This is a genomic window from Ochrobactrum sp. SFR4, assembly GCF_019730395.1.
Lineage (GTDB): Bacteria > Pseudomonadota > Alphaproteobacteria > Rhizobiales > Rhizobiaceae > Pseudochrobactrum.
This window is the reverse complement of record NZ_JAAPBB010000001.1, coordinates 436,126-448,201: the sequence shown is the minus strand read 5'-3', so window position 1 is coordinate 448,201 and position 12,076 is coordinate 436,126. Positions and strand designations below refer to the sequence as shown.

The following is a 12,076-nucleotide window of genomic DNA, read 5'->3' as shown; positions in this document are numbered from 1 at the left end:
CGCAGCATCATCACTTATTGTTGTTTGCTTATTTACGTTACCGGTCACGGATGTGTGAAAGCATGGTATACGGCTTTTTGCCGTTTCATCATGAATGAAGCCAGGGATGGGACATTTGCTTCTGAAACTTCAGAGCAAATAATGTCGGGGCCAGTTGATGCGTGGGTGAGCCATTGCTGAAAGTCATTCATGACCTTGCCTTCTACTATTGCACCTGCCCTTGCCGGTGCGCTCAAAGCTCGTGGCTATGAGGAACTGACCTCCGTTCAGGAGGCTATGCTGACGCCTGACAATGACGGTCGCGATCTGCTGGTTTCCGCTCAGACCGGCTCCGGTAAAACTGTTGCTTTTGGTATTGCCATGGCAGCTGATCTGCTCGAACAGGGCGATCGTCTGGAAGCCCCGCGTGCACCATTGGCTCTGATTATTGCGCCGACACGCGAACTGGCTTTGCAGGTTGCCCGCGAGCTGGAATGGCTCTACGCACCAACCGGTGCCCGTATCACCACTTGTGTTGGTGGTATGGATATCCGTACCGAACGCCGCAATCTGGAGCGCGGTGCACATATTATCGTGGGTACACCGGGTCGTCTGCGCGATCATATCACACGCCGTGCGCTGAATATGTCTGATCTGCGCGCTGTTGTGCTTGATGAAGCTGATGAGATGCTTGATCTCGGCTTCCGCGAAGATCTGGAATTCATTCTCGGTGAAGCACCGGAAGATCGTCGTACACTGATGTTCTCGGCAACGGTTTCCAAATCCATTGCGTTGCTTGCCAAGCGTTTCCAGAAAGATGCATTGCGCATTACTGCAACCGCCAGCCATGAAAAACACGCTGATATTACCTATCAGGCAATGATTGTGCCGCCGCATGAGCGCGAAAACGCGATCATCAACACGCTGCTTTATTATGATAATGTCAACACCATTATCTTTGCTTCCACCCGTGAAGGTGTGAAACATCTGGCAAGCCGTCTGAGCAATCGTGGTTTCTCGGTTGTGGCGCTGTCCGGTGAATTGTCACAGGCTGAGCGTACCAATGCGCTGCAATCCATGCGCGATGGCCGTGCCCGTGTTTGCGTAGCAACAGACGTTGCTGCACGCGGTATTGATCTGCCAAATCTTGATCTGGTTATTCATGCCGATCTGCCGAATAACGGTGAAACACTGCTGCACCGCTCCGGTCGTACCGGTCGCGCTGGTCGTAAAGGCACCTGTATTCTGGTGGTTCCTTTCTCCCGCCGTCGTTCGGCTGAGCGTCTGCTGCAAATGACACGTCTGGATGCCAAGAGCATTGCAGCGCCGACTATTAATGCGGTTCAGGAAAAGGTTCGTGAGGTTATCCTTAGCAACGAACGTCTCAGCGATGAGATTCCTGAAGACATGCAGGAGCTGATGCGCGAATTGCAGGCGCGTTATACGCCTGAACAGATCGCAGCTGCTTATTTACGCCGTGAAATTGAAAGCCGTCCGGCACCGGAAGATGTTTCTGAAGGTCCTGTACGCGCTTTGGGCGCACCGGCACGCGAGCGCGGTGAACGTGGTGAGCGCTCGGAGCGCGCTCCGCGTGAAGATCGTTCCTCCTTCAATGGCGGTGCATGGTTTACACTGTCTGCCGGTCGTAAACATCGTGCTGATCCGAAATGGATTCTGCCTTTGATCTGTAAAGCCGGTCAGGTTTCCAAGGGCGATGTTGGTGCAATCCGTATTCTTGAAAACGAAACCCGTTTCGAGATTAACAGCGAAAAAGCCAAGGAATATTTCGCGACTGTTGAAGAACAGGGTACAGGCGAAAAAGGTCTGGTGATCCGCACTTCAACTGCGCCTGAGCAGGAAGGCCGTGGCCCGCGTTCTGATCGCGGTGGCGAACGCCGCTTTGACAAGCGCGGTGGTGATGACAAGCCGGGCTGGGGCGCGCCGAAAGGCAAGTCCCGCTTTAAAGGCGGTGAAGGCAAGCCTTACGGCGATAAGCCAAAAGGCCCGCGCAAGCCGCGTGAAGGCGGCGACCGCAAATTCTCCCGCTGATATCTAAGCTTTGAAGAACCCGCTCTCTGAGCGGGTTTTTTATTTTAATAAGGTAATAACTTGCTGTTTTGTAATGGCTGGGTTAGGTATCTGATATATTAGACTGTTTTTAAAGCAGGCTTTATACGCAGGGAGGATACCGCAGCCATGACCGCCACCATTACCATCACACTGGATGAAGCTTACAATCTTGCGGAAAAGACCTTTATCAAGCTTGGTCTTTCTCAGGAACATGCGCAGGCCAATGCGCGTTTGCTGCAAAGCTGCCAGCGTGATGAATGCGATTCACACGGGCTTTATCGGGTGCTGAGTTGTGCTCAGACCATTAAAACCGGTGCTGTTGTGCTGGATGCTGAGCCGGAGGTGGAAGACCGTGCAGGCGGTATTGTTGCGGTGGATGCCAGAGGTGGTTATTCTCTGCTGGCACTGGAAAAAGGCCTGCCGATGCTGGTGGAGAAAACCCGCAAGCTTGGTATTGCCGCGATGGCCATCAATCATTGTGTGCATTTCTCGGCTCTGTGGCCGGAAGTGGAAATGCTGGCAGAGCATGGTCTGGTATCGCTGACAATGGTGCCAAGCCATTCATGGGTTGCGCCTGCCGGTGGCAAGACCGGTGTGTTCGGCACCAATCCGATTGCTTTCGGCTGGCCGCGTGCCGGTAAATATCCGTTTGTTTTTGATTTTGCCACCAGTGCTGCGGCGCGTGGTGAGATCGAATTGCATCGCCGTGCAGGCAAACCGATACCGGAAGGCTGGGCGGTTGATAAAAACGGTGAGCCGACGACTGATGCAAAGACTGCATTGGAAGGCGCAATGCTGACCTTTGGCGGTTATAAAGGATCAGCGCTTTCTGCCATGGTAGAGTTGCTTGCGGGGCCATTGATCGGCGATATGCTGAGCCTTGAATCTCAGCAATGGGATAATGGCCGTGGGGCAACGCCGAAACACGGGGAAATCGTGATTGCCTTGAATCCGGAGAGTTTCCTCGGCGCAGCAATGGCTGAACATATGGCGCGGGCGGAGAAAATGTTCTCGGCGATTACAGATCAGGGCGCACGGCTGCCGTCGCAGCGCCGCTATGAAGCTCGTGAACGCAGTCTGGCCAATGGTACGGTGACAATTCCGCAAAAACTCTTTGATGATATCCGTGCGCTGTAACGGATAAAGCGGCTATCTTTTTGAAACTGCGGCACAAGTATCACGCCCCGTTGAAAAACGCAGTTCATAATTGCTTAAGAATTGACCGTGAAGCGGTGCATTGTTATCGCTTTACACGGAAAAGGTTTTGTCTGAGCATTATTGCTTCAGACAAATGAAAAGGGAACACGGTGTCCAATCCGTGACTGCCCCCGCAACTGTAACGGTGAGCGGCCTCCGGTAAGCCACTGTCCCCGAGGACGGGAAGGCGGAGCGTTCGTGATGACCCGCAAGTCAGGAGACCTGCCTTTTCCGGTCACCAGCCGGTGCACGAGGGGTGCGCAGGCGCGGACGTCCGTGACGGTGACATTGTTAAAATGTTGCCGCATGCGGATATGCCTGTTGTTTTCAGCCTGTCTCAAATGCGGTTTGTATCATTCAGGACAATGCAATGCTGAAGAAGCGTGCATTGTCTGATCTATGGCGGGACAGCATGACACGCAATTTGTTGCAGCATAAAAAATCAGTTTTGGTACTCGGAACGGTTTTGACAGTTTTCAGCCTTGGCAATGCGCTGGCGCAAGAGAAAAAGCAGGAACCGGTACAGCTTAAAGAAATCCTCGTAACAGCCGGTCGCACGCCGATTGAAGAAGGCAAGACCGGCCGTGCTGTAACTGTGATTACCGGCAAGCAGCTTGAGCAAAATCAGGTGCGTTATGTGGCCGATGCGCTGCGTATGGTGCCGGGTTTTGCCGTATCACGTTCAGGCTCCAAAGGCGGTATGACCAATATTCGTGTGCGCGGTGCTGAAGCAAACCATCTTCTTGTAATGGTTGACGGCGTTGAAATGAATGCTGCTTCCGGCGATGCCTATGATTTCGGCGCTTTGCAGGCGGAAGATATTGACCGGATTGAAATTCTGCGCGGCCCTCAGAGCGCATTCTGGGGCTCAAATGCACTGGCTGGCGTTGTGAATATTATCACAAAAGGCGGCAAGCGCGATGGTTTCAAAATCAGCGGTACAACGGAAGCCGGCAGCCAGAATTCATGGCTCGGTGGCGTGCTGTTGCAGGGCGGTGCTGAAAATTATGATATGGCGCTGGCCGCCTCCTACCGCCGCACTAAAGGTTTCAATATTTCCAATGTCGGCGATGAAAAAGACGGCGATGAAAATCTGACGCTGAATGGTAAGGTCAATATTGATCTGTCGGATACAGCCAAACTCGACGCGACTTTGCGTTATGTGAAGAACCGCACTGATCTTGATAATATGACATCCCTTAACCCGCTGGATTCAATCGGTCTGGAAGGTAAGACGAATGAGCTTCTGGGAAGTGTTGGTCTGACATGGACAGCATTGGATGATGCGCTGACGCAGAAATTGCGTTTCACCGGCAGTGACCGCAAATATGAATATATTGCACCGGACTATCCTGCTGAAAATAAAGGTAGCCGCTATACGGCCTCCTATCAGGCAACCTATGCTTTTGATACGCCGAGTTTTGCGGATGCACATCACAAAATTACCGGCGGTATAGAGTGGCAGCAGGAGCGTTTCCGTCAGGTGGCGACGGAGAATGATTTGTCCAATCCGTGGATGGATCCGACCCAGTTTGAGCATCACAAGCGTTCAATGTATTCCTTTGTCGGCGAATATAATGGTGAGTTTGCGGATCAGTTCTTCGTCAATCTTGGTTTGCGCCATGATGTGAATAAAGATTTTGACGACGCCACAACTTTCTCTCTGAGCGGTGCATGGGCAATTCCTGATACAAATGCCCGTCTGCACAGTTCCGTTGGTACCGGTGTGACCAATCCGACTTTCTTCGAGCAGTTTGGTTATACGCCGAGCACTTTTGTCGGCAATCCGAATTTGAAGCCTGAGAAAAGCCTTGGCTGGGATATCGGGCTGGAATATGCTTTCTTTGATGGTCTTTTGGTTACGGATGTAACCTATTTCAATCAGGATCTGCAGGATGAGATCGTGACCGTCTATAATCCGGACTGGACATCAACTGTGAAAAACCTCGACGGAAAAAGCCGTCGTCATGGTGTGGAACTGGCTGCAACGCTGAACCTGTTCCATGGCTTCACAGCAGGCGGCAGCTATACTTACACATCTTCGAAAGGGGCTGATGATTTAGATGCTGTACGTCGTCCGCGGCATTCCGGTTCTGTGAATGTGGCCTATACATTCTATGAAGATCGCGCGCGTCTGTTCGGTGAAGCAGTATTCAATGGCAAGATGGAAGATGTTGCCTTCATAGGTGGTGCATCATCCCGCGTTAATCTGAGCAGCTATACCGTCGTTAACATCGGCGGCAGCTATAAATTCACAGATAAACTTGAAGGTTATGCCCGTATCGAAAACCTGTTCGATAAAAAATATCAGGAAGTCTACGGCTATAATACACCGGGTCGCGGTGCATTTGCCGGTTTGAAAGCCTCTTTCTGAGAATGGTGCGTTTAATCGCCTTTATTCGTCATAGTAAAAGGCAGGCCGTTCTCGCGGCCTGTCTTTTGTGCTTCTGTGCCTTACCGTTGCAGGCGCAGATATTGCCGAAGCGGGTGGTTTCGCTCAATCTTTGTACGGATATTCTGGCACTATCTCTGGCTGAACCGTCTCAGATTGTCTCGGTCAGCCATATTGCGGCAGATCCGGTTTCTTCGCCGGTCGCAAAACAGGCCGGAAATTATCATCTCAACCGTTCCGGTCTTGAGGAAATACTGGCGCTGAAGCCCGGTCTGGTTTTGGCCTCGGTCTACACAGCGCCGGACAAGCTTGCAGTTCTGGAGCGGGAAGGTGTCAGGATTGAGCGTTTCGGCTATGCGCAGAGCTTTGCTGATATCCGCCAACAGATCGCGCAAATGGGGCAGGTTCTCGGACAGCAGGAAAAAGCACAGGCACAAATTGCTGAAATTGACCGGACATTTGGCACTTTGCAGAAGAATGCACAGCCGGTAACTGCACTGCTTTATGAACCCAATGGCTATACATCGGGTGCGGGAACGCTGTCTGATGAAATCATGAGAATGCTGGATATTACTAATCTTGGTGCCAGTGACAGCAGACTGGCAGCAGGGCGCGTATCGCTGGAAGATCTCATTCGTCTGAAGCCGGATATGATCATTGAGCCTGAATTTTATGAGAAACCGGCACTGGCCTATCAGAATTACCGGCATCCGGTTATGAAAGCTTTGGTAAGTGATCAGGGGCGTAAAACACAGCATGTGGCTGTGCCTGCGCGCAGCTGGTCGTGCGGTTCAGTCTATACGCTGGAAGCAGTGAGAATTTTGCAGCGTGCCAGACAGGCAAACGGAGAGCGATACAGCATGTCTCCCAAAAGTGGATACCGGTTTTGGGACAAAGACATGCGTAAAACAAAAAAGATAGAGCATTTTGAATGAGAAAACTTAAGTGGGAAATGCTCTAATGGATCAGAACCGGCGCTATTATGGTCTGTTGCTTGTGCTTGGCGTGGTGCTGATCGCCCTGTTTGCTATCTCGCTGCTGACCGGCCCGTCTTCCATCAGTCTTATGCAAGGGCTGTCCGGTCTGTTCGGAGCGGGGGATAGCGATACAGTGCTGATCATGCAGCAATTGCGGCTTCCCCGTGCCTTGTTGGGGCTAATGATCGGGTTGACATTAGGTTTGTCCGGTGCGGCTTTGCAAGGTTATTTGCGCAATCCCTTAGCCGAGCCCGGGTTGTTGGGGGTGAGTTCTTCCGCCTCACTTGGCGCGGTTCTGGCGCTTTATAGCGGTTTGTCTTTGCTGTTTCCTTTAAGCCTCCCGCTGATGGCACTGGGTTTTGCATTTATAGCTGTAATCTTGGTGCAGTTTCTGGCAGGCGGCAGCGGCTCTACTATTACGGTTATTCTGGCCGGTGTTGCAGTCTCGGCCTTTGCCGGTGCGCTGACGTCACTGGCACTGAGCCTTGCGCCCAATCCTTTTGCCCTGATGGAAATTGTCTTCTGGATGCTCGGTTCCTTAAATGATCGTTCCATGAGCCATGTCTGGCTGGTGTTGCCGTTTATGAGCCTTGGCTGGATCATGCTGATCCTGTCCGGCCGTTCACTGGATGCGCTGACTTTGGGGCAGGAGACAGCAGCGAGCATGGGTGTCGATCTGCGTAAAGTGCAATTTCTGGTGGTTGCAGGCACGGCGATGAGTGTCGGCGCGGCAACGGCTGTGGCAGGAGCAATTGGCTTTATCGGGCTGGTGGTGCCGCATGTCTTGCGCCCGCTAGTTGGTTCCCGCCCGTCGCGCCTGCTACCGGCTTCGGCAATAGGCGGGGCAGTCATGCTGCTGGCAGCTGATATTTTTGTACGTCTTATTCTGCCGGAGAAGGACCTGAAGCTCGGTGTACTAACAGCCTTGATTGGTGCCCCATTCTTCCTGCATCTGGTGTGGAGATTGCGCAAAGGAGCAGAAATTTGAGCCTGTTACGCGTTGAAAATCTCTCGGTTTCCCGCCAGAAACGTATCATAATCGGCGGAGTTTCTTTCACCATAGGTGAAGGCGAGTTTGTCGGTCTGATCGGCCCGAATGGTGCAGGAAAGTCCACGTTGTTGCGTGCTCTGCTGGCGCAACTGCCTTATCAGGGTTTAGTCACCTTAAACGGGCAGGAAACTGCGCAGCTTAAAAGCGTAAAGCGTGCGCAGCTTCTGTCTTATATTGCGCAGGATCGGGAGATCAGCTGGAATATGCGCGTTGAGACTGTAGTGCAGCTCGGCCGTCTTGCCCGTCTGCCGCAATTCTCCGGCCTGAGCAGAGAAGATCAGTACCAGATTACATCTGCCATAGAAGCGCTGGAGATTACTCATCTGCGCGATAAACCGGCGCGGGAATTATCCGGTGGTGAACAGGCACGGGTACTGATTGCCCGCGCCATTGCGCAGGATACGCCTTTGATGCTGGCCGATGAGCCGGTGGCAGGGCTTGATCCGGCACATCAGCTTGGCCTGATGCAGATTTTTCGTGAGCTTTCCGCGAGCGGTCGCGGCATTATCTGCACATTGCATGATCTGGGGCTGGCTGCACGCTGGTGTACCCGCCTGCTTTTGCTGAAAGACGGTTGTCTGGTGGCTGATGGCGCACCAGCGGATATTCTGAGGGAAGACGTGATCCGCGATCTCTATGGTGTAGGAGTGTATCGTGCGCAAACACCGGACGGTCTCATTATCCAGCCGACACATATTGTAAGATAAATAAAAAACGCCGGAATTTCCGGCGTTTTTTGTGATTATGCAAAATGGATTAAACGTCCAGATTGGCAACGCTAAGCGCATTGTCCTGAATGAACTCGCGGCGTGGTTCCACTTCGTCACCCATCAGGCGCGAGAACAGAGCATCGGCGCTGGTTGCATCGGTCACTTTTACCTGCAGCAGCGAGCGTGCATTCGGATCCAGTGTCGTTTCCCAAAGCTGCTCGGCATTCATTTCGCCAAGACCTTTATAGCGCTGCAGCGACAGGCCTTTGCGACCGGTTGCGAAAACTGCTTCCAGAAGCTGAAGCGCACCGGAAATGGTTTCGCTCTTATCTTTGCGGCGCAGAGCCGGCGGCGTGGAATAAACCTCATGCAGACGTTCGCTGAAACGATCCAGCTGACGGGCATCGGCAGAACCAAGCAGCGCCATGTCGATAATCGCGGTATCTTTTACGCCGCGCAACATGCGTTCAAAGCGGAAACCTTCTTCCGGTGAATAGGTGCCGCTCCAGCCGCGTTCCATATCCTCGGCGATCATGTCGAGGCGTTTGGCGACAGCATCGGCCAGAGCCTGTGCTTTCGCCGGATCGTTGGACGCTTCCACATTCATCGCACCGGCAATCACAGCCTGTTCGATCACTGCACGGTCATAGCGTGTATGCAGACCGTTCAGCACTGTACGCAGATTGCGGGCATCATTGATGATCGACAGCAGATCGGCACTGGCACGGACTTCACCATTGCCGAGTTCCAGAGTTGCTTCTTCGAGGCCGGTTTCAATGAGGAAGTCCTCAAAGGCAGCTTCGTTCTTGATATATTGCGAAGACTTACCGCGTGTCACTTTGTAGAGCGGCGGCTGCGCAATATAGATGTGGCCGCGCTCAATCAGCTCCGGCATCTGACGGAAGAAGAATGTGAGCAGCAATGTGCGAATGTGAGCGCCGTCGACGTCAGCATCCGTCATGATAATGATTTTGTGGTAGCGCAGCTTTTCCGGATTGAAACCGCTGGTCTCGTCCTTGCCGATCGAGGTGCCGAGCGCAGTGATCAGCGTACCGATCTGGTCGGAGGAGAGCATACGGTCAAAACGGGCGCGCTCCACATTGAGGATCTTACCGCGCAACGGCAGAATAGCCTGATTTTGACGCGAACGTCCGCCCTTGGCAGAGCCGCCAGCGGAGTCACCCTCAACGATGAAGATTTCAGATTTGGCCGGATCACGTTCCTGACAGTCTGCCAGCTTGCCCGGCAGGGAGGTGATGTCGAGCGCACCTTTACGACGGGTCAGATCGCGGGCTTTACGCGCTGCTTCACGCGCAGCCGCCGCTTCCACAACTTTGGACATCAGCACCTTGGCTTCACTTGGATGTTCTTCCAGCCATGTTGCCAGCGCTTCATTGACGAGGCTTTCCACAACAGGACGAACTTCCGAAGACACCAGCTTGTCTTTGGTCTGGGATGAGAATTTCGGATCCGGTACTTTAACGGAAAGCACCGCTGTCAGACCTTCACGGCAATCATCGCCTGTCAGATTGACTTTCTCTTTTTTGGTCGTACCCGAGCTTTCCGCATAACCGGTCATCTGACGTGTCAGTGCCCCGCGGAAACCGGCAAGATGCGTGCCGCCGTCGCGCTGCGGAATATTGTTGGTAAAGCACAGCACGCGCTCATGATAGGTGTCGTTCCACCACATGGCGACTTCCACAGTCATGCCGTCTTTTTCGCTGATAATATAGATCGGGTCTTCCAGCAGTGCTTTTTTAGACTGGTCGAGATATTTGACAAATTCCTGCAGACCACCGTCATAATGCAGAACCTGCTCAATCACATCCGCATGGCGTTTATCGGCCAGCTTGATGCGCACGCCGGAATTCAGGAAAGCCAGTTCGCGCAGACGACGTTCCAGTGTTTCATAGCTGAATTCAACCATGGTGAAAGTGTCCGGCGATGGCAGGAAGCTCACTTCCGTACCGGTTTCATCGCCCGCATTACCGGTTTCCACCAGCGGTGCATCAGCCACACCATGGGTAAAGCTCATTTCATGAATTTTACCGGCGCGACGGATTTTAAGCTTCAGCCAGATGGAAAGCGCGTTCACCACGGAGACGCCCACACCGTGCAGACCACCGGAAACCTTATAGGAGTTCTGGTCGAATTTACCGCCTGCGTGCAGCTGGGTCATGATAACCTCAGCGGCAGAAACGCCTTCCTCTTTATGGATATCAGTCGGAATACCGCGGCCGTTATCGGTTACGGTGCAGGAACCGTCGGCATTCAATGTTACGGTAACCAGTGTCGCATGACCGGCCAGCGCTTCGTCAATCGCGTTATCCACCACCTCGTAAACCATGTGGTGCAGGCCGGAGCCGTCATCCGTATCGCCGATATACATGCCCGGGCGCTTGCGCACCGCATCAAGCCCTTTCAGAACGCGGATGGAATCCGCGCCATATTCAGGATTAGTCGCATTGATATCTGCGGAAAGGTTCTCGCCGTGAGGATTTTCAGTGGTCTCGCTCATGAAAGACTTTCGTTAGCGTTGCCGTAGGGCTTATGCCGTCCGGTAAAAAATTTGGCTGATTATATATTTCGGCTTACCGGAACAGGCCGGAAAGTGCTGAAACGAATCAGGCTAAAATGGTATCTTTAATATAGTCGCTGAGAGCCGATTTACCAAATTTTACCGCGAAAAATCGGCATAATTACCAGCTTTTGTGATGAAAACCTGCTTTTAGGGGCGGGAGAAAATAAGAGTAAAAAATTAAACGCCCGCGGTCTTTTTCTGCCAGCGTTTGTCGTTACCGGTTTGCGGCTCGGCCACGGGTCTTGTAATCCACTCAAATGGCGGCAGATCAGCAAAAATCGTATCATTGGGGTTCTTGATACGCTCTTGTTTTAAGCGCTGCTGAAAGCGTTTCATCATATTCGAGAAAGCACTGGGCGTATAACCAAGATCAGCGGCCACGATTTTTGCCGCAGTGCCGCGCTCCAGTTGTGCGCAGGCATAATTAAACCGTACTGTTTCCAGCCAGTGACGATAACTCATGCCGAGTTCGCTCTGAAACTGGCGGGCGATGGTACGTGGTGTACTGGCAGCTTTGTCTGCAAGCTGGGCGAGAGAAAGAGTTTGTGACAAATCATGCATGATTTCTTTGCACAGCAGGGTCAGTTTATCACCGGAAGGCATAGGCACAGTACAGGAGACGCGTTGTGCTGCGGCAATTTCCCCGCGCAACAATTGCAGGATTGCCTGCTCGCGTTTGATGTTGCGCTGTGCCTGATTAAAGCCCAGCGTTTCTACCAGCAAAGCACGCATGAGAGCCGGCATTTCAATGACGCGGCAATCCAGAGTTTCGAGTTCGGCATCACTTTGCAAAAGCAGGGATGTAATATTGACGTCGGTCAGCATTCTGACCTCATGGGCGCAATAGGGAGGCAGCCACATGGCGCGATGGGACGGAATAATGAAATTGCCGTGTCTGGTGATAACGCTGACTATGCCGGAATTTGCATAGAGCAATTGCCCGAACGGATGCATATGATCTTCAATCACCAAACCGCGGCTGAAATTACGCACAAGCGGCGCAAAACATATAGCATCGCCCGCCGCAACATTATCCGTTGTCTGCAAGGCCCTTCTCCCGTTTTATTCGCTGTTCCCGATAGGGTGAGTGTTTTTTATGTGTCCTGTTAGCGCAATCGA

General features: G+C 52.6%; 8 protein-coding genes and 1 riboswitch. Of the genes, 6 read left to right on the top strand and 2 right to left on the bottom strand.

All coding sequences use genetic code 11. The annotated features are described in order from the left end of the window. Window positions 1–189: 189 nt before the first annotated feature. The 6 genes from HBA93_RS01900 (at window position 190) to HBA93_RS01875 (ending at window position 8,373) form a co-directional block, all read left to right on the top strand. A complete protein-coding gene (locus HBA93_RS01900) occupies window positions 190–2,028 on the top strand; it encodes a DEAD/DEAH box helicase (protein WP_221722133.1) in 1,839 nt (612 codons plus the stop codon). 147 nt (window positions 2,029–2,175) lie between these two features. After that, complete coding sequence (locus tag HBA93_RS01895; RefSeq protein WP_221722132.1) at window positions 2,176–3,186, top strand: Ldh family oxidoreductase; 1,011 nt, start codon at window positions 2,176–2,178, stop codon at window positions 3,184–3,186. A 105-nt stretch (window positions 3,187–3,291) separates the two neighbouring features. Continuing rightward, a riboswitch (cobalamin riboswitch) is annotated at window positions 3,292–3,490 on the top strand. Between the two features lie 126 nt (window positions 3,491–3,616). Beyond that, window positions 3,617–5,620, top strand: coding sequence for a TonB-dependent receptor (locus tag HBA93_RS01890; RefSeq protein WP_221722131.1), 2,004 nt, complete (start codon window positions 3,617–3,619; stop codon window positions 5,618–5,620). Window positions 5,621–5,721: 101 nt separating this feature from the next. Further along, a complete protein-coding gene (locus tag HBA93_RS01885) occupies window positions 5,722–6,573 on the top strand; it encodes an ABC transporter substrate-binding protein (protein ID WP_221722130.1) in 852 nt (283 codons plus the stop codon). A gap of 25 nt (window positions 6,574–6,598) precedes the next feature. Next, the gene (locus HBA93_RS01880; protein WP_122093452.1) at window positions 6,599–7,603 is read left to right on the top strand and encodes a FecCD family ABC transporter permease; all 1,005 of its coding nucleotides are present in this window, start codon (window positions 6,599–6,601) and stop codon (window positions 7,601–7,603) included. Further along, entirely contained in the window at window positions 7,600–8,373 is a 774-nt protein-coding gene (locus HBA93_RS01875) for an ABC transporter ATP-binding protein (RefSeq protein ID WP_221722129.1), read from the top strand. Before HBA93_RS01880 ends, HBA93_RS01875 begins: the two co-directional genes overlap by 4 nt. A 49-nt stretch (window positions 8,374–8,422) precedes the next feature. On the opposite strand, the gene gyrB is transcribed toward HBA93_RS01875, so the two are convergent. Together gyrB and HBA93_RS01865 are read right to left on the bottom strand one after the other, a co-directional pair. Then, window positions 8,423–10,894, bottom strand: coding sequence for a DNA topoisomerase (ATP-hydrolyzing) subunit B (gyrB, locus tag HBA93_RS01870; RefSeq protein ID WP_221722128.1), 2,472 nt, complete (start codon window positions 10,892–10,894; stop codon window positions 8,423–8,425). A gap of 240 nt (window positions 10,895–11,134) precedes the next feature. Further along, the gene (locus HBA93_RS01865) at window positions 11,135–12,004 is read right to left on the bottom strand and encodes an AraC family transcriptional regulator (protein ID WP_221722127.1); all 870 of its coding nucleotides are present in this window, start codon (window positions 12,002–12,004) and stop codon (window positions 11,135–11,137) included. Window positions 12,005–12,076 lie beyond the last annotated feature (72 nt).